Consider the following 20,364-nt stretch of genomic DNA (forward strand, 5'->3'; position numbering starts at 1 on the left):
ATTATAAAATGCAAATCAATTTAGATTTGCATTTTTTGTTTAATTTAGCTAAAATTTATTCTTCATGTTAGGATTAAGAACTACGATCTTTAAAGTATCTAATTTGCAAAAAGCAAAAATGTGGTATTCAAAAGTATTTGAGTCTAAGCCTTACTTTGAAAATCAATTTTATATTGGTTTTAATATAAAAGGATATGAATTAGGTTTGCTTTTAGAAGAAAACCAATCAGAGAAATCTGATAATATTTTATGTTATTGGGGAGTCGATAATATTGAAGAGAAATTTTTATTTTTTTTAAATTGTGGGGCTCTTGAGCACGAAAAACCAAATAATGTTGGTGGAGAAATAATGGTAGCTTCTATTAAAGACCCTTGGAATAATGTAATAGGAATCATTTATAATCCAGAATTTAAATTGCCTGAATAATTGATATTATCTTTCTCCATAATAATCCCAGTTTTCAATCGTCCACAAGAAATAGACGAGTTACTAGAAAGTCTAACTAAACAAGATTTCTCTGGTGATTTTGAAGTTTTAATTATTGAAGATGGTTCTGCTCAAAAAAGTGACATTATTGTTGAGGAATATAAAAATCAACTTGATTTAAAATATTTTTGTAAAGAAAATACTGGAGCAGGAGCGAGTCGTAATTTTGGAATGCAACAAGCATCAGGAAATTATTTCATTATTTTGGATTCAGATGTTATTGTTCCTCCACAATATCTATCAGAAGTAAAAAAAACCTTAAAAATAAATTTTACAGACGCTTACGGCGGTCCAGATGCCGCACACAAAAGTTTTACTTCATTGCAGAAGGCAATTAATTATTCTATGACTTCTTTCTTAACAACGGGTGGAATTCGTGGAAAAAGATCTACTATTACAAAGTTTCAACCAAGAAGTTTTAACCTAGGCATGTCTAAAAAAGCTTTTGAAAAAACTCAAGGTTTTTCTAAAATGAAAAATGGAGAAGATATAGATTTAACTTTTCGACTTTGGCAATTAGGTTTTGAAACACAACTCATAGAAAAAGCATTTGTATATCATAAAAGAAGAAGTACAATAAAGCAATTTTTTAAACAAACTTTTGGTTTTGGAACGGCAAGACCAAAACTAAATAAAATGTATCCAGAAACTGCAAAACTAACTTATTGGTTTCCTAGTTTATTTCTAATTGGATTAGATGCAAGTGTTTTTTTAGCAATTTTTGGGTATTACTTTTTAGTGAAAACTTATTCGGTTTATTTCTTAATTTTACTATTTGATTCCTTTTTTAAAAATGGATTAAAGGTTGCGATATTGTGTATAATAACTTCTTTTACACAATTTCTAGGCTATGGCTTAGGTTTTTTAGAATCCCAGTTTTTTAATAAAAAGTAATTTTTTTGTACTAAATATTATAGCTATTTAACTCTTAATTGATAATCAGTTCGAAATTACTCAAATATAGGTATATCATTCTGTTGGATACAGCAGTCTTTACTATTTGTTTAGGGATTTTTTTCTATAGGAAGCAAAGTGTTATGAATAGAATTCAATGTTTTTATTCGTAAATCATTTAAAGAGTTTTCTTTAGTTATAAATTTTATAACCTTATTCTGATTCGGAATTAAATCAAAGAAATTATCAGAAAAATGACCTTTTCCTTTTGAGAATAAAAACATATCTTTTTGTAGGACATCACTTGTTAATATAATTGAAAAACCATTTTTTGTTTTCGAAACCACTTTTTTAATAATGCCTTTTGGTAAGTTTAAATCTTTGGGTTTCGTAAAGAAAAACACTGATTGTTGATTATTAAATTCAGTAATTAAAACGGAAGATTCACTCTTAATACTTTCTAAAGAAAAATTAAAATATGGTTTGCTACTATTTTCTAAAACTTGAATTTCTTTAGAATCTTTCCAAATCTCTTTTCCATAAAAATCAATTAAGGTTACTTTTAAATTTCCTTGAATTGGATTAAAAGTATCATTTATAACAAAAGTTTTTACCTTATTTTTTTCAATAGTTGAAGAGATTAAGAGATTTTTAAAAGCATTTTTTGCTTTATATTGTAAGGCTTTCCATTGTCCGAAATAATCGATACTAGACCAGGAAATTGCAGGCCAACAATCATTTAACTGCCAATATAAACTTCCCATATTAGTTGGTTTTGCTCTTCTGTGCGCTTCAATTCCCATGACAATTCCTTTAGCTTGTAATAGCTGACTTACATAAACGTAATCTTCTTCATTTTTGGAGATCTTATAATTACGGTTCATGTACTCTTCGATTAATTGAAAACCTTTTGCATGTTTTTGATGCAATTTTATTGCATCCGTTTTTAAGTTTATTGTATCATTTTGATTGATGTAATTGATAGTTTCAAAGCTTGGAAACGATTGAAACCCAAATTCACTCATAAATCTTGGCACATTCTTTTCAAAATGTTCAAAAGGATAGCCATCATGCCAAACCCACCAATCATGCGCATCACCTTCCATTTGATATTTCGGATTTCCTCTACCATATTTTGGTGAAGTTTCCCAATAATTAGTTTCGCTTAATTTCGCGACAGATTTAGGTAAAATAGTATCAAAGACGGCTAAGTAATCATTCCATATTTCTTCTTTTTCTTTCTTCGTTCTTTTGGCTTGCCATCCCCAACGTCTCCAACCTTCAGCATTCTCGTTATTTCCGCACCACAAAGCAATTGAAGTATGATTTCGTAATCTTTTAATTTGCTGTTCCGCTTCTTCTTTAACATTTGCTAAAAACTCAATACTTCCTGGATACATCGCGCAAGCAAACATGAAATCTTGCCAAACTAAAATTCCTTTTTCATCACAGATATCATAAAAAATATCATTTTCATAAATTCCACCTCCCCAAACTCGCAACATATTCATGTTAGATTCAACTACATCAGATAATAATTTTTCATAATGTTGATTGGTAACTTTATTCTGAAAACTGTTTTGTGGAATATAATTTGCACCCTTCATGAAGACAGGTTTTCCATTCAATTCAAAATAGAAAGATTCACCTATAGTATCTTTTTTAGCGATTAATTTTATCTTTCTAATCCCTTTTTTAACAGATTTTTCATCTTTTATTTTGCCATCAGAAATCAATTGAAAATTGAAATTATACAAATATGGATTTCCCAAATTGTGTGTCCACCATAATTTGGGGTTTATGATTTCAATGGGAACCTTATAGGTATGTTTTCCTTTTTTTAGAGAGATATTTGACGAAATTATTTCCTTGTTAATTTTTGTGAATAGTTGTATGTTCCTGTCATCCTTGCTTTCTATAATGATTTCAACCGATAAAAGTGCTTTATCCTTGTCAATTTCTTTTTGTCTGATGTAAATATTTTCAAATTTTAAATCATCCCAAGCTTTTAAAGTTATGGGTTTCCAAATGCCTAAAGTGTTTAGTTTTGGTCCCCAGTCCCAACCATATTGAAACTGTGCTTTTCTGGTATAAATTCTTTTTCCTTCAGGTAATTTATATTTTGAATTTAGTTTTGCGGGGTTTTCAATACTACCTGTATTCTCAAATACTATTTTTAATTCATTTGATTTATACATTGGTATATCTTTTAATGATATCGTATATCTTTTAAATGCGTTGTCTGTATTTAATTGATAATTTCCATTAATGTAAATCTTTGCATAAGTATCTAATCCTTCAAAATTGAGTTCAATATTTTTTTTGTTTAAAATTTCTTCAGACAATGAAAAATTGGTTTTATACTCCCAATCCTTTTTAGAAACCCATTGTACCTTTTCTTCATTGGTTTTTATAAATGGATCTTCAATAACTTTATGAGAAAGTAAATCTGTAAATATATTTCCAGGAACAGAAGCAGATTTCCAATCTAAAGTATTAATTCCCTTAAATTGCCAATTTGTATTTAATTCTATTTTTAAGGGTAAATCTTTTTCTAGAGTACTGCATCCAAAAAGAGCAAGTATTAAAAAGCCAACAAATATCCTACGCATTTTTAATCTCATATAAAATTTTTAGAATAGTTTCTACATCTGAAACAGTTTGTTTTGTGTTATCAAAAAACACGTTTGAATTCGATATTTCTTTAGAAGCAGAAGTATGAACTTCCTTAAACCCACTGTCTTTAAATAAATTAATATTTTCGATGCTAATTCCACTTCCAGGAAGAATAATCAATTTGTTTTTTGCTAATTGTTGAAGTTCTATTAATAACTCAATTCCTTTTTCAGCATTAGGTTGCAAACCAGAGGTTAAAATTCTATCTACACCTAAATCAATTAATTGTTTTAAAGATTCTTTTGGATTTGTAACACAGTCAAAGGCTCTGTGAAATGTAAAAGTCAAAGGCTTAGAAAGTTCAATCAATTCTCTTGTTCGTTCAATGTCTATGTTATTATTTGCATGCAGGACACCAGAAACTATTCCAGCACAACCTCGGTCTTTGCATTGAAGAATGTTTTCTTTCATGATTTCAAATTCGGCATTAGAATAGTTAAAGTCTCCACTTCTAGGACGTATTAAAACCTGAACTGGTATACTTAAACTGTGCATCACTTTTTTAAGCAAACCGTGAGAAGGTGTAATGCCGCCAATAGGCAATTCACTGCACAATTCTATTCTGTGTACTCCAGCTTTTTGAGCGTTCATAGCAGATTGATAGGAGTTGGCACAGATTTCTAAAATCATAGTTATTCGATTATGAGTTCATCAATAAACAACCATGCTTTATGACCCGCACCTTGTTGACCTTCTGGAATGATACCGTAGTTTTTTATAATGATTTCTATTCTTGTAACAGAAATAGATGTTGTTGCAAAAGAATAATTGACTAATAATTTGTCTTTTTCCTCTATTTTACGAATATCATTTATTGTTTTTCCGTCTTCAAGTTGAAAACTAAACCCTATCTCCTTGGGTGCATAAATCCATTGTCCGTTACCATTGTAAAATCGTGTTGAGATGGTATTGATGTTTGTTGGACTGTCAAATTCTATGGTAATCTCAATATCCTCTCCAGAAAAACCTAGCCATTCTTTATCTCCATAACGTTTATTGTTGCCAGAAATACCGTTTATTAGGGCTTTTTTACCGCCAGTATTATAGGCTGGGTGCGGTTCTTTATCAATTGATATTTTGGCACCCACACCTTTGTGTAGATTAATTTTTTGATTAAAAATATCTCCTAAAGCAGTGTTTTTTGAATCAAGAAGTACTGCTTTAATAGTCATAGATGAATCTACAGGAATTGGATTTGAATATAATTTCGAAGGAGCTGATTCATCTATTGAGTAATATATGGGATAAGTTGAAGAAATAGTGCTCAATTCGTAACTTAAACGGCCAGCTTTATTTTTTAAGTCACCTTTTACAGCATAAATAGGATTAGCGTAATTTACGTCTAGTTGGTCTAATCTTTTTTGATACTGAGCTAGTCTACTAATGAAATCTATATAATTTTTATTTTCAGGTGAAGACCATACCACTTCACTTAGTGCAACGACTCTGGGAAATGCCATGTATTCTAACTGTTTTTCAGTTTGCATATATTCTGTCCAAACATTTCCTTGTGCACCTTGTACATACCTAGATTCATCTTTTGTTAACTCCTCTGGTATTGGATTAAAATGATATACTTTTTCTAAGGGAAGAAAACCACCAATAGCTAAAGGTTCGTTTTCATTGTCTGATTGGTAATGATCAAAATAACAGTGAGAGCTAGGTGTTAAAATAACATCATGGCCTTCTTTGGCCGCCTGAATAGCTCCGCTGGTTCCTCGCCAAGACATTACGGTTGCATTAGGTGCCAAACCACCTTCTAAAATTTCATCCCAACCAATAATTTGTTTTCCTTTGGAATTGATATATTTTTCCATTCTCGCAATAAAATAACTTTGTAAACCATACTCGTTTTTTAACTTTTTTTCTTTTATGATTTTTTGACAATGAGCACATTTTTTCCAATTTGTTTTTGGAGCTTCATCCCCCCCAATATGAATATATTTTCCGGGAAATAATGCTACAACTTCGTCTATCACATCTTCTAGAAACTTAAAAGTACTTTCTTTTGGGCAATATACTTCATCAAAAACACCCCATTTGGTGGCCACTTCTACCTGTTCTCCAGTACAGCCTAATGCTGGGTAGGCCGCAATAGCAGCTTGAGAATGACCGGGCATTTCAATTTCAGGAATAATGGTTACCTGCCTTGTTTGAGCATAGGCAACCACCTCTTTAATTTGTTCTTGAGTATAAAATCCACCATACTTTTCTCCGTCAAATTGATGAGGCTGCTCATTATAATGCCCCACTAAAGTTTCATTTCTATATGCAGCTATTTCTTGAAGTTTTGGATATTTTTTTATTTCTATTCTCCATCCTTGGTCTTCGGTTAAATGCCAATGAAAAGTATTCATCTTTAGTCTAGCAATTAAATCAATATACTTTTTGATAAAATCAATAGAAAAAAAATGTCGTCCAACATCTAAGTGCATTCCGCGATATTTAAATTGAGGTTCGTCTCTAAGTTCTAAACAAGGAATGGCAATAGCTAGATTATTAGATTTAATAGGCAGTAATTGCAGTAAACTTTGCACTGCATAGAAAGCTCCTTTAGAGTTTTTTGATACAATTAAAATATTATTTTCTTGAATTTTTAATTTATATCCTTCCTCATTAGTTATAGCATCATCAATATTAAAAACGATTTCTTTTGCCTCTTTATGTGGAGCAAAAGATAATTGATAATTCTCCTCTATATAAAGTTTAAAATAGTTTGAAACTTCACTTAATTTAACATCTGAAATAAAACGAATATCTTCATCTAAGATAAAAACTCCTTTGTTTATTTGTTGGAATAGTGGTTTTGGTATAATCCCAATTTCCACTATTTGATTATCCTCTTGGGTACAGCTAAAAAAAAGAGGAATAATTAAAAACAGTAAATAATATGAATGTTTCATTTTTAGTATCTTCGAATCATAAAAATAAGAATCTCAGACCAATGAAGTTTAAATACTTTCTATTATTTTTTTTTACCATGGTTTTTTTATCATGTAAAAACAAAGAAATAATCAATGTGGCAGTAAAAACAGCTCCTTTAATCTCTTATGTAAACCCGTTTATTGGCACTGGTGGTCACGGACATACATATCCTGGAGCAACTATGCCCTTTGGAATGATGCAATTAAGTCCGGATACGCGCTTGGACGGTTGGGATGGATGTTCTGGGTATCATTATTCTGACAATGAAATCTATGGGTTCTCGCACACGCATTTGAGTGGAACTGGAGTTTCTGATTATGGAGATATTTTATTGATGCCAACAAATAAACTAGTTTTTAACAATGGTGCTGAAGGAGAAGAAGGCTATAAATCGAAATTTTCTCACAACAAAGAAACTGCTGAACCAGGTTTCTATAAAGTACATTTAGATGATACTAATATTGATGTTGAGTTAACAGTTTCTAAAAGAAGCGGAATTCATAAATACAACTTTCCTTCATCAGAGAATCAATTTGTGATTTTAGATTTATTGCATAGAGATAAGGTTTTAGATGCAAAAATCAATAGAGTTTCAGATACAGAACTTTCTGGTTATCGTTTTTCTGAAGCGTGGGCAACAGATCAACGTTTGTTTTTTTCAATAAAAACATCTCATTCTTTTTCTGACATTTTGCAATCACCAGCAAAACAAGGCATGACTGGAGCACAAAAGATAGCATTAAATTTTTTCAATCCAAAAAACGAACCGATAATTATTAAAATAGGAATTTCTGCAGTTGATATTGAAGGTGCAAAAAGGAATTTAAAAGGTGAAATAGGAAATCGAACCTTTGAACAAGTAAAAAAAACTGCACAAGATTTTTGGGAGAAACAATTAGAAAAAATTGTTATTGAAGATAAAAGTGATGATTATAAAACTAATTTTTATTCTTCAATGTATCACGTTTCTATTGCTCCAAATCTGTATCAAGATGTTGATGGAAGATATAGAGGAATGGATATGAAAATCCACGAAGCCAAGGATTTCGACTATTATACAGTTTTCTCACTATGGGATACTTACAGAGCTGCGCATCCTTTATATACAATTATTGAACAAGAAAAAACAAACGATTTTATAAATACTTTTTTAGCAAAATATGATGAAGGAGGAATCATGCCGATTTGGGACTTAGCTGCAAATTATACTGGTTGTATGATTGGATATCATGCAGTTCCAGTAATTGCAGATGCATATCTTAAAGGAATTCGTAATTATGATACAGATAAGGCTTTGGAAGCAATGAAACACTCTGCAACTCGTGATAAACTAGGATTACAATCGTATAAAGAATTCGGATTTATTCCTGTAGAGAAAGAATCAGAATCAGTTTCTAAAACATTAGAATATGCTTTTGACGATTGGACCATTGGTCAGATGGCAAAATCAATGGGTAAACAAGTAGATTTTGAAATCTACTCAGCACGCGGGCAATATTATAAAAATGTTTTTGATCCAACATCAAAATTTATGAGGGGCCGTTTTAGAAACAAATGGTTTGCACCTTTTGATCCTTATGAAGTAAATTTTAATTACACAGAAGCCAACTCATGGCAATATAGTTTTTATGTTCCACAAGATATTTCTGGATTCATGAATTTGCTTGGAGGAAAAAATGTGCTAGAAGAACAGTTGGATAAGCTCTTTGTTGCAAAGAATAAAACTTCAGGGCGTGAACAAGTAGATATCACAGGTTTAATAGGACAATATGCGCACGGAAACGAACCGAGCCACCATATGGCTTATTTGTATAACTTTGCAAATAAACCCTTCAAAACTCAGGAAAAAGTTCGTCAGATTTTAACAGAATTGTATACGAATACTCCCGATGGAATTTCAGGTAACGAAGATTGTGGACAAATGAGTGCATGGTATATTTTTTCTTCTTTAGGTTTTTATCCTGTTACTCCTGGTTCTAATCAATATATAATTGGTTCTCCTTTATTTGAAAAAGCGACTATTAATCTAGAAAACGGAAAATCATTTACAGTTGAAGCTAAAAATCAATCTTCAGAAAATAAATACATCAAATCTGCAACATTGAATGGTGATACTTATGAATATTCTTATATCAACCATCAAGATATTATGAATGGTGGAAATTTGGTTCTCGAAATGACAAACAAGCCAACGAAATGGGGCACCGAAGACCAGTTTATTCCTTCAACAAAAATTGATGAATATTTAATCGTTGCAGCTCCTTTTATAGCAAAAGGAGAAATTGCTTTTAAAGGGAGTACAGCGGTTACTCTGAAGTCAGTAGATAAAAAAGCAAAAATATTTTATTCCTTAAGTGATGAATTTACGGAATATTCTATCCCTTTTTTAATTTCAGATAAAGTAACTTTAAAAATATTTGCTCAAAAAAATGACAAAAAAAGTGCTATCATTGCTACTAATTTTCACAAAATAAACCCTAACATTAAAATTGATTTGAAAACTGATTATGCAAATCAGTATAATGCAGGTGGAAAAAATGCTTTAATTGATGGCATTTTTGGTGCAAAAGATTTTAGAACAGGAACTTGGCAAGGCTATTTTGATACAGATTTAAATGCAATTGTAGATTTAGGGAAAGAAACGTTAATACAGACTATAAAAGTATCATTTTTAAAAGATCAAAGAAGCTGGATTTTTCTTCCAAAAGAAGTAGAATTTTATACTTCTATTGATGGTTTAAATTTTGAGAAACATAGGAAATGGGAGTTTAAAATTCCAGAAAATACGGATGAGGTGAAAGTTGAAACCGTTCAAATATCAAAATTAGGTAAAGCTAGGTTTATAAAAGTAATTGCAAAAAAAATAGGCAAACTTCCAGAATGGCATTTAGGAGCGCAACATAAAGGTAAAAGTTGGTTATTTGTGGATGAAATTCAAATAAATTAATTCAAATGAAAAGAAGAAATTTTATTAAAAAAGCGTCAGCAACCGGATTAGGTTTGGTGACAGTTTCATCATCAATAATTAGTTGTGATGAAGAATCAGGTAAAAAAGAATTGTATGGAGCAACTTTAAAACCACAAAGACCAGTCGTCATTGCAACCTGGAATACTCCTTTGGCTGTGGAAACAGCAGCCAAAATTCTAGAGAATGGAGGTTCTGCTTTAGATGCGGTAGAGTATGGTTGTAGGATTGAAGAAGCGAATGAAAAAAACCAAACTGTTGGTAAAGGAGGTTTACCTGATAGAGATGGAGATGTAACATTAGACGCTTGTATTATGAATGATAAAGGCGATTATGGAGCAGTTTTAGGTGTGAAAAACATTACGCATGTTATTTCTTTGGCAAGAAAGGTAATGGAAGATACACCACATGTAATTTTAATTGGTGATGGAGCAGAAAAATTTGCTTATGAAAAAGGTTTTGAAAGAGAAAATCTATTAACTGAAAACTCCAAAAAAGCCTGGGAAAAGTGGAAAGAAAAATCAGAATATAAGCCTATTATTAATAAAGAAAATCATGATACAATTGGGATGTTGGCTATTGATAAGAAAGGAAATATTTCTGGTGCTTGCACAACGAGTGGATTGGCTTATAAAATGGCAGGTAGAGTTGGGGATTCTCCAATTATCGGAGGTGGATTGTTTGTAGATAATGAAATTGGAGGTGCATCTGCAACAGGATTAGGTGAAGAAGTTTTAAAAACTGTAGGTAGTTTTTTAATTGTAGAATTAATGAGGCAAGGAAAAACGCCTCAAGAAGCATGTGAAATAGCAATTGACAGAATTGTAAAAAAGCCAAATAGTAATTTCAATAATTTTCAAGTAGGTTATATTGCAGTAAATAAAAATGGAGAAACTGGCGCATATTCTATTCACGAATGGTTCAGTTATAATTTGTTCAAAGCAGGGAAAAACGTAAATATTAAATCAGATTATTTTAAAAAAGTATAAATTATGACGACAACATCAACGAATAAATCATACAAAAGTGCTTTTGTATTTTTAACGACTTTATTTTTCCTTTGGGGATTTATAACTGTATTAGTGGACAGTTTAGTGCCAAGATTAAAAGATGTTTTTGAGATGTCTTATGCAAAAACAGTTTTAGTTCAGTTTGCTTTTTTTGTTGCATTTTTTGTTTTCTCTTTACCAGCTGGTTTTATGCTGTCAAAAATTGGTTACAAGAAGGGAATCGTTTTAGGCCTGTTAACAATGGCTTTAGGTTGTTTATTATTTTATCCAGCAGCAGAATATAGGACCTTTTCAGTTTTTTTAATTGGTTATTTTACACTTGCTGGTGGAATTACAATTTTACAAGTGGCTGCCAACCCTTATGTTGCTTTGTTAGGTAGTGAAGATGGCGCGAGTAGTAGATTAAATTTATCGCAAGCCTTCAATTCTTTAGGTGCTACAATTGCGCCCGTAGTTGGAGCTTTATTCTTATTAAGTGATTCAGTAAAAACATCCGAAGAAATTAATCTTCTGAATGAAATTGGTAAAACGAAGTATTATGTGAATGAAGCAGCAACTGTGCAAACTCCATTTATATTCATTGCTTCTTTCATATCGATTTTAGCTGCTGTTTTTGCCTTTATAAAATTACCTAAAGTGATGCAAGATACTCCAAAAGGAGGGTACTTTACCTTATTAAAAAATAAAATGATGATGTTAGGTGCATTAGGAATCTTCGTTTATGTTGGTGCAGAAGTTGCTATTGGTAGTTTTTTGGTGAACTATTTCTCTGATATGAATTTAGCAACGATCGTTTCTCAAAATGAAACCATGATGTATATCGCGAATACGATTGCAAGTACTTTTAATAAAACATTCACAGATTCTGACCCTAAATCGCTATTAGGTATTTTTGTAATTTTCTATTGGGGAGGAGCAATGATTGGTCGTTTTGTTGGTGCCTATTTGACAAGAATAATGGCTCCAGGAAAAGTATTATCAATTTTTGCAAGTCTAGCAATTGCTATGATTTTAATTTCAATTAATACGACAGGTTTGGTTTCTATGTGGTCTATTTTAGCTGTTGGATTATTTAATTCCATTATGTTTCCAACCATTTTCACATTGTCTTTAGAAGGCTTAGGAGATTTAAAAGCACAAGCTTCTGGTTTGTTGTGTATGGCAATTGTTGGCGGTGCAATTATTCCATTTGCTTTTGGTAGTTTGATAGATGGTTTTGGTTTTAAAACTGCATTTATTTTAACGATTCTTTGTTATGGATATATTTTGTTTTACGGACGATTTAAGAATAAGAGCACTTCGTTAAAAACCTAAAACTTATAGACTTTATTATTGAGTAGCGATATAAATAAATCATTGAACTTGTTATCGATTGCTTATAATTTTGGATACTAACTTTAATATCTATATATTTCACATTATTTTATCTCAATTATCGTAAGAGAACTATTTTTTATTAATAACCTTTATGCTTAATTTGATTATGAAAAACATAATAAAGTTTTTAACTATTTCTGCAATACTACTGTTCGTAAATAAATCTATTGCACAAAACGGATTAGAAACTCAATTTAATATTGGAATACCTGCAAATATCGCCGCTAAAGAAATATCCAATTACACCATGTCTTTAGACTTAGCTTATTTATTTACAAAAGGACTAGGGAATCCAAGTAAAAATAGTGAAGGAGAAATTATTAAGATGAATAATAATCCAATTCATTCTAAAACTGTGCAGTATGGAATTTCTGCAGGTTATTTACATGCATTTAATGCTGAAAACATGGAAGATTTAAAGTTAATACCGATAGCAGCAGCTTTACGTATGTACTTTTTTAATATAGTATCTATAGGAGGTGCTTTTGGCTATGCGGTTGGATTAGACTCAGAAGTTTCAGATGGTGGAGGATATATGGAAGCTTCTCTTGGTTTTGGCTCACCCAAAAGGGCATTACTATTTACAGTTAAAGGAGTTAATTTAGAAGGTGGACCTAAGTTTGAATTATTTACAGCTAATCTTGGGATAAGATTTCAGTTTTAATCTTTGCAGCTATTCTTACTTTTAATTACCCTGAATTAATCTCAGGGACTTCAAGATGATATCAAACAATTTATGCAACTATGGTTAAACTTGTTTATGAACTTTTAGAATTGTTATAATTTTTTATAAAATGGTTTTAATGCTCATGGAAAAGGTTAGTTTCGTTCTGATGTCTTCTAATCAGGTTTAGAGAAACTAGCTTTTTTAATAGAAAATGAATAAGTAAAAAGACCTGTGTTAAATGAAAAAAAACCGAAGCAACATTGCTTCGGTTTTTAATTGTATCCATTAGTGTTTTTTATTTCTTCTTTTTTTGCGCAGCTTGCTGCTCTTGTGCTTGTTTCATGGCAGAATCAATTTTTTGACGAAATTTACTTTTTGCTTTTTCAGGACGTTTTTTGTTTTCCTCTATTTGCGCGTGAATTTTATCTTCATCTATGACGTAGTGCTTAATTACTAACATAATTGCAATTGTTAACAAGTTAGAAATAAAGTAATACAAACTTAAAGAACTTGCATAGTTGTTAAAGAAAAACAACATCATAATAGGAGAGAAGTAAATCATGTACTTCATCATTTTACCCATATCTGGCATTCCTTCTTGTGCTGGTGCTTGCATGTTTGCTTGCTGACTCTGATTCATTTTCATATAGAAAAAGATGGCAATCGAAGCTAGAATTGGAAATAAACTCACATGATCTCCATAAAATGGAATTGAAAAAGGAAGCTGGAATACTGTATCGTATGAAGATAAATCTGGAGCCCATAAAAAACTTTCTTGTCTCAAAGATAAGTTTGTTGGAAAGAACTTAAATAAGGCAAAAAATACAGGCATTTGTAATACTGCAGGTATACAACCCGACAACATACTAACTCCCGCTTTCCTTTGAATGGCCATGGTTTCTTGCTGACGCTTCATGGCGTTTTCTTTTCCTGGGTATTTCGCATTTAAAGCAGTTAATTCAGGTCTTATGACTTTCATTTTTGCGCTTGATAAATACGATTTATAAACTAAAGGAGACATAAAAATACGAACGACAATGGTCATTAATATAATAATTAAACCAAAATTCCCCATAAAGCCTTGCAAGAAATTAAATACAGGGTAGAATAAGTTTCTGTTTAAGAAACCAAAAATTCCCCAACCTAAATCTGCTATTTCGTCTAACTTGGTTCCTGCGAACTCTTCTCCACTTAATAGATTATAATCACTTGGTCCATAAAACCATTTCATGTTATAATTTAACTCACCAGCTGTTAAAACTAAAGGTGTTTTTAATTCGAATTTTTTAGTGAAAACGGTATCAATTTTTTCGTCTTTCACTAAGTCAGTAGCACTAATTGTAGCACTGTTAAACGGAGTGTCCGTTAATAAATTACTCGTGAAGAAATGTTGCTTGTAAGCAACCCAAGCCAAATCATTTACATTGTCCTCTATATCAGCCTTGAAGTAATCAACATCATTTTCTGACTTGTAGTAGTATTCTGTATACATCGTATTTTCTGTACGAATACTTTTTTCGTGTCTGTAGCCAGTTAAAGACCAATCTAAATTAATCGAATTTGAAGAATTAATAATAGAACTTAAACCTTGAGATCGGACAGAAAAATCAACCAGATATGTTTTAGGCTTTACTTCATATCTGTATTCTAAAAACTGATTATCAGAAACTTTTAGTTTCATAGACAAAACAGAGTTATCCCCATTTTTCGATAAACTTGGTGCAAAAAATAAATCTTTTGTATTCAGAATTCTGTTATCTGTGGTTCCAAAATTGATGTTAAAAGATGCGTTATTATCCTTTATCATATATAACGGAAGCGAATCATGTGTTTTATAATTTTTAATTAAAGCCTCAATAATTTGTCCACCTCTATTATCAATGGTCAATTTCACCAATTCATTTTCTATTACAGAATTTCCATCAGAACCATTAATAGCGCTTAAAGCAAAAGCACCTAATCTGTTTTTGGCTGCTAGTTGTTGCAAAGAATCGTTAACGATGGCTGGTGTAATATCGGTAAATGCATTTTTAGTGCTACTGTTATTTGATGAATCTGTTACTTGTTCTATAGTTGTACTTTTTGGTTCAACTTCAGGGGCATTTGTATAAAAATACCAAAGCATAATTCCTCCAAGAAGAATCATTCCTATAAAAGAATTAAGATCGAATTTTTTTTGTTCCATGGGTTAGTTAAGTGTCAATTTGTCATTTTATCAAGAAATACTAAGTATAAAAAGGAGACAAATGTAGTTAAAAAGCAGATTTAATATCGTTTTTACTGCTCTAAATTTAATACTTGTTAATAGTTCAAGAAGCATTCCTTCTTTTACTGAACATAATTTTATTGAAGGAATTATTTTTTAGATTGTTTAAGAGCAGCTTTTATAAAATTCACAAATAAAGGATGAGGTTTTAAAACCGTACTTTTATATTCCGGATGATATTGCACACCTACAAACCAAGGATGACTTGGAATCTCAATAACTTCTACCAACCCAGTTTTTGGATTTATACCAGCAGCCTTCATTCCCTTAAGTTCAATTTGTGCTAAATAGTCATTATTAAATTCATAACGATGTCTGTGGCGCTCGCTAATCATTTCGGATTGATAGGCTTTGTATGTTTTTGACTCTTTAACAAGTTTACAATCCCAAGCACCTAAACGCATAGTTCCGCCTTTTTCAGTAACACTTTCTTGGCTTTCCATTAAATTAATAACAGGGTTTAAACAATCACTTTTCATTTCTGTAGAAAAAGCATCTCTTAGTCCTAAAACGTTTTTAGCAAACTCAATTACCGCCATTTGCATTCCTAAACAGATACCGAAGAAAGGAATATTATTTTCTCTCGCATACTGAACGGCTTTAATTTTACCATCAATTCCTCTATCTCCAAATCCAGGAGCCACTAAAATTCCATTAACGCCTTTCAGTTTTTTCTCGTAATTACTAGGAGTTAAACTTTCAGAATGAATCCATCTAACATTTACTTTGGTTTCATGAGATGAACCAGCGTGTATAAAAGCTTCTGTAATAGATTTGTAAGAGTCTTGTAACTCAATATATTTTCCAATCAATGCAATTTCAACTTCAGAAGTAGGATTTTTATGCTTCTGTAGAAAATTATTCCAAGTTATTAATTTAGGTTCTTGTTTTGACGTTAAGTTCAATTTCTTTAAAACGACAGTATCTAAACCTTCATCTAACATTAAATTAGGCACATCGTAAATGGTCTCTGCATCTATAGATTGTATCACATCTTCTTGCTTCACATTACAAAATAATGCTAATTTTCTTTTGATATCATCAGAAATTTGATGTTCTGTTCTACAGACTAAAATATCTGGACTTACACCACTTTGCATTAACATTTTAACAGAGTGTTGTGTAGGTTTTGTTTTTAACTCACCAGCAGCAGCTAAATAAGGTACTAGTGTTAAATGAATGACAATCGCATTCTCATTACCTTTCTCCCAAAGTAATTGTCTTACAGACTCAACATAAGGTAAAGATTCAATATCACCAACAGTTCCACCAATTTCTGTAATTACAATATCGTAATCTCCAGTTTCACCTAAAATTTGAATTCTATGTTTTATTTCGTCGGTAATATGAGGAATAACCTGAACTGTTTTTCCTAAAAATTCACCTTTTCTTTCCTTATTTATGACAGATTGATAAATTTTACCCGTAGTAACATTATTTGCTTGGCTTGTAGGAATATTTAAAAAACGCTCATAATGACCTAAATCTAAATCAGTTTCAGCACCATCGTCAGTTACATAACATTCCCCGTGTTCATAAGGGTTTAATGTGCCTGGATCGATGTTAATATATGGATCTAATTTTTGAATGGTTACGGAAAAGCCTCTTTCTTGGAGCAATTTAGCTAAAGAAGCTGCAATTATCCCTTTTCCAAGTGATGAAGTTACGCCTCCTGTGACAAAAACGTATTTAGTAGTACTCATGGTTAATTTAGGTTTGGGCAAAAGTACTAACTCTTGTATTTATCACAAATAAAAAAGGATAAAAACATTAAAAAAAATACTAGATTATATTTTCGAAAAAAATATTTTAATTTTTTTTGAAATACTGTTTGTCAAAAATAAAAACAGTTGTATATTTGCCCACGCTTTTAATGAGGTAAGCTTGTAAAGCAAAAAATAATATAGAAGACAATTAAAAATACATAATAATGCCAAAAAGAACGTATCAACCATCAAAGAGAAAGAGAAGAAACAAACATGGTTTCATGGAAAGAATGGCTTCTGCTAATGGTAGAAAAGTATTAGCTCGAAGAAGAGCAAAAGGAAGAAAAAAAGTTTCTGTTTCTTCTGAAACTAGACATAAAAAATAAATGATTAACAATTGTTAATATATAAGGTGTTACTTTTTTAAGTAACACCTTTTTTTATACCCAAGCACTAGCTATTTTTGTAAAATTAAACAACACAACAACTTACAATGCCAAAAAGAAAAGACCTTAATTCCATACTCATTATTGGATCTGGACCGATTGTTATTGGTCAGGCCTGCGAATTCGATTATTCGGGATCACAATCTTTACGATCTTTGCGTGAAGACGGAATAGAGACTATTTTAATTAACTCTAATCCTGCAACAATTATGACTGACCCTTCTATGGCAGATCATATTTATCTGCTACCGTTAACAACAAAATCAATTATTCAAATTTTAAAAGAGCATCCACAGATTGATGCAGTTTTGCCAACGATGGGTGGTCAAACAGCATTAAATTTATGTATTGAAGCTGATGATAAAGGAATTTGGGAAGATTTTGGAGTAAAATTAATTGGTGTAGATATTGATGCTATTAATGTTACTGAGGATAGAGAACAGTTTAGAGAGTTAATGTTGAAAATTGATGTGCCAATGGCGCCTCAAGCAACAGCAACATCATTCTTAAAAGGAAAAGAAATTGCACAAGAATTCGGTTTTCCATTAGTAATTCGATCTTCATATACCTTAGGAGGAGCAGGGGCATCTATTGTTTATAAGCCGGAAGATTTTGATGAGCTATTAAGCCGAGGTTTAGAAGCATCACCTATTCATGAAGTGATGATTGATAAAGCCATGATGGGATGGAAAGAATATGAGCTAGAGTTATTACGAGATAGAAATGATAATGTAGTAATTATTTGTTCTATTGAAAATATGGATCCAATGGGAATTCATACAGGAGATTCTATTACAGTCGCTCCAGCAATGACACTGTCTGATAAAACTTTTCAGAAAATGCGTGATATGGCCATTCATATGATGCGCTCTATTGGTGATTTTGAAGGAGGTTGTAATGTTCAGTTTGCAGTTTCTCCTGACGAAAAAGAAGATATTATTGCCATCGAAATTAATCCACGTGTTTCGCGTTCATCCGCCTTAGCGAGTAAAGCTACCGGTTATCCGATTGCAAAAGTTGCCACAAAATTAGCTATTGGATATTCTTTAGATGAACTAGAAAACGGAATTACAAAATCTACATCCGCTTTATTCGAGCCAACTTTAGATTATGTAATTGTAAAAATTCCGCGATGGAATTTTGATAAATTCGAAGGTTCAGACAGAACTTTAGGATTACAAATGAAATCTGTTGGTGAGGTAATGGGAATTGGACGTTCTTTTCAAGAAGCATTACATAAAGCAACTCAATCTTTAGAAATAAAAAGAAATGGTTTAGGTGCAGACGGAAAAGGCTACACAGATTATAACCAAATTATAGATAAATTAACAAACGCAAGTTGGGATCGTGTCTTTGCGATTTATGATGCTATAGCTATTGGAATTCCTTTGAGTAAGATTTATGATATCACAAAAATTGATATGTGGTATTTAAAACAGTATGAAGAGTTGTTTCAATTGCAAAAAGAAATTTCTACACATACAATTGAGACTATAGAAAGAGATTTATTATTAGAGGCTAAACAGAAAGGTTATGGAGATAGGCAAATAGCTCATATGTTGAGTTGTTTGGAAAGTCAGGTTTACGCAAAAAGAGATGCTTTAAAGATACAGCGTGTTTTTAAATTAGTAGATACATGTGCTGCTGAATTTAAAGCAAAAACCCCGTATTATTACTCAACTTTTGAAAATGAAATTGAAACTGTTGATGGCGAAATTATTATTGCAAACGAAAGTATTGTAACAGACAAGAAGAAAATAATAGTTTTAGGTTCTGGTCCAAATAGAATTGGACAAGGAATTGAGTTCGATTACTGTTGTGTTCATGGAGTTTTAGCAGCTGCAGAATGTGGTTATGAAACAATTATGATTAATTGCAATCCTGAAACGGTTTCTACAGATTTTGATACTGCTGATAAATTATACTTTGAGCCTGTTTTTTGGGAACATATTTATGATATTATTCGTCATGAAAAGCCAGAAGGAGTTATTGTTCAGTTGGGTGGGCAAACTGCATTGAAGTTAGCTGAAAAATTAACTAAATACGGTATTAAAATTATAGGTACTTCTTTTGAAGCATTAGATTTAGCAGAAGATAGAGGTAGTTTTTCTACATTGTTAAAAAATAATAATATTCCGTATCCAGAATTCGGAATTGCAGAAACTGCGGATGAAGCTTTGGTTTTAGCCGATGAGTTGGATTTTCCGATTTTAGTAAGGCCTTCATATGTTTTAGGGGGTCAAGGAATGAAAATTGTAATCAACAAAGAAGAGTTAGTTGAGCATGTTGTAGATTTATTAGGCAGAATGCCTGGTAATAAATTATTGTTAGATCATTATCTAGATGGCGCAATTGAAGCTGAAGCAGATGCAATTTGTGATGCTGATGGAAATGTTTACATTATCGGAATTATGGAACATATAGAACCTTGTGGGATTCATTCAGGAGATTCTAATGCAACCTTGCCTGCTTTTAATTTAGGTGAGTTTGTAATGCAGCAAATTAAAGATCATACATATACAATTGCGAGAGAATTAAAGACTGTCGGATTGATCAATGTTCAGTTTGCTATCAAACATGATGTTGTTTATATTATAGAAGCAAATCCTAGAGCTTCTAGAACCGTGCCTTTTATAGCAAAAGCCTATAAAGAACCGTACGTAAATTATGCAACGAAAGTAATGTTGGGCCACAATAAAGTGACTGATTTCGATTTTAATCCACAATTGGATGGATATGCAATTAAACAACCAGTTTTCTCATTTAACAAGTTTCCGAATGTGAATAAGAAACTAGGACCAGAAATGAAATCTACAGGTGAAAGTATTTTATTTATCGATAGTTTAAAAGACGATGAATTTTACAACTTATACTCTAGACGTAAAATGTATTTGAGTAAATAAAACTCAATTTTCATATCAAAAAAAAGCGCCCTCTGGGTGCTT

General features: G+C 31.5%; 13 protein-coding genes. 8 read left to right on the forward strand and 5 right to left on the reverse strand.

Annotated elements, in window-relative coordinates:
- The first annotated feature begins 64 nt into the window (after window positions 1-64).
- Complete coding sequence (locus tag BLT88_RS05760) at window positions 65-427, forward strand: glyoxalase/bleomycin resistance/extradiol dioxygenase family protein (protein WP_036785460.1); 363 nt, start codon at window positions 65-67, stop codon at window positions 425-427.
- Window positions 428-1,381: a glycosyltransferase family 2 protein gene (locus BLT88_RS05765; RefSeq protein WP_091953590.1), complete on the forward strand. Its 954-nt coding sequence runs from the start codon at window positions 428-430 to the stop codon at window positions 1,379-1,381. It begins immediately after the preceding gene.
- A 110-nt stretch (window positions 1,382-1,491) separates the two neighbouring features.
- On the opposite strand, the gene BLT88_RS05770 is transcribed toward BLT88_RS05765, so the two are convergent.
- Genes BLT88_RS05770 through BLT88_RS05780 form a run of 3 tightly spaced genes read right to left on the reverse strand, consistent with a single transcriptional unit; the run spans window position 1,492 to window position 6,960 of the window.
- Window positions 1,492-3,993, reverse strand: a complete 2,502-nt coding sequence (locus tag BLT88_RS05770) for a glycoside hydrolase family 2 protein (protein ID WP_091955673.1) — start codon at window positions 3,991-3,993, stop codon at window positions 1,492-1,494.
- The gene (locus tag BLT88_RS05775; RefSeq protein WP_091953592.1) at window positions 3,986-4,687 is read right to left on the reverse strand and encodes a copper homeostasis protein CutC; all 702 of its coding nucleotides are present in this window, start codon (window positions 4,685-4,687) and stop codon (window positions 3,986-3,988) included. Before BLT88_RS05775 ends, BLT88_RS05770 begins: the two co-directional genes overlap by 8 nt.
- A 2-nt stretch (window positions 4,688-4,689) precedes the next feature.
- On the reverse strand, window positions 4,690-6,960 hold the full coding sequence (locus BLT88_RS05780; RefSeq protein ID WP_091953593.1) for a beta-N-acetylhexosaminidase: 2,271 nt from the start codon (window positions 6,958-6,960) through the stop codon (window positions 4,690-4,692).
- 41 nt (window positions 6,961-7,001) lie between these two features.
- Here BLT88_RS05780 and BLT88_RS05785 point away from each other — a divergent pair, with 41 nt between their 5' ends.
- From BLT88_RS05785 to BLT88_RS05800, 4 genes are all read left to right on the forward strand, one after another.
- Entirely contained in the window at window positions 7,002-9,929 is a 2,928-nt protein-coding gene (locus BLT88_RS05785; protein ID WP_091955674.1) for a GH92 family glycosyl hydrolase, read from the forward strand.
- Window positions 9,930-9,934: 5 nt separating this feature from the next.
- Window positions 9,935-10,936, forward strand: a complete 1,002-nt coding sequence (locus BLT88_RS05790; protein WP_091953595.1) for an isoaspartyl peptidase/L-asparaginase family protein — start codon at window positions 9,935-9,937, stop codon at window positions 10,934-10,936.
- A 3-nt stretch (window positions 10,937-10,939) separates the two neighbouring features.
- Window positions 10,940-12,271 carry a sugar MFS transporter gene (locus BLT88_RS05795; RefSeq protein ID WP_036785475.1) on the forward strand — a complete coding sequence of 444 codons (1,332 nt, stop codon included), beginning with the start codon at window positions 10,940-10,942 and terminating at the stop codon, window positions 12,269-12,271.
- Window positions 12,272-12,440: 169 nt separating this feature from the next.
- A complete protein-coding gene (locus BLT88_RS05800; protein WP_091953596.1) occupies window positions 12,441-12,998 on the forward strand; it encodes a hypothetical protein in 558 nt (185 codons plus the stop codon).
- A gap of 298 nt (window positions 12,999-13,296) precedes the next feature.
- Here BLT88_RS05800 and yidC read toward each other — a convergent pair whose 3' ends face one another.
- Entirely contained in the window at window positions 13,297-15,186 is a 1,890-nt protein-coding gene (yidC, locus tag BLT88_RS05805; protein ID WP_036785479.1) for a membrane protein insertase YidC, read from the reverse strand.
- A gap of 170 nt (window positions 15,187-15,356) precedes the next feature.
- Complete coding sequence (locus BLT88_RS05810; protein ID WP_036785481.1) at window positions 15,357-16,970, reverse strand: CTP synthase; 1,614 nt, start codon at window positions 16,968-16,970, stop codon at window positions 15,357-15,359.
- Between the two features lie 227 nt (window positions 16,971-17,197).
- Here BLT88_RS05810 and rpmH point away from each other — a divergent pair, with 227 nt between their 5' ends.
- Window positions 17,198-17,359, forward strand: a complete 162-nt coding sequence (rpmH, locus tag BLT88_RS05815) for a 50S ribosomal protein L34 (RefSeq protein ID WP_036785483.1) — start codon at window positions 17,198-17,200, stop codon at window positions 17,357-17,359.
- 107 nt (window positions 17,360-17,466) lie between these two features.
- Window positions 17,467-20,322 (forward strand): carbamoyl-phosphate synthase large subunit, encoded by a 2,856-nt coding sequence (gene carB / locus BLT88_RS05820; RefSeq protein WP_036785485.1) that lies wholly within the window; start codon window positions 17,467-17,469, stop codon window positions 20,320-20,322.
- Window positions 20,323-20,364 lie beyond the last annotated feature (42 nt).

Source organism: Polaribacter sp. Hel1_33_78, assembly GCF_900106075.1.
Taxonomy (GTDB): Bacteria; Bacteroidota; Bacteroidia; order Flavobacteriales; family Flavobacteriaceae; genus Polaribacter.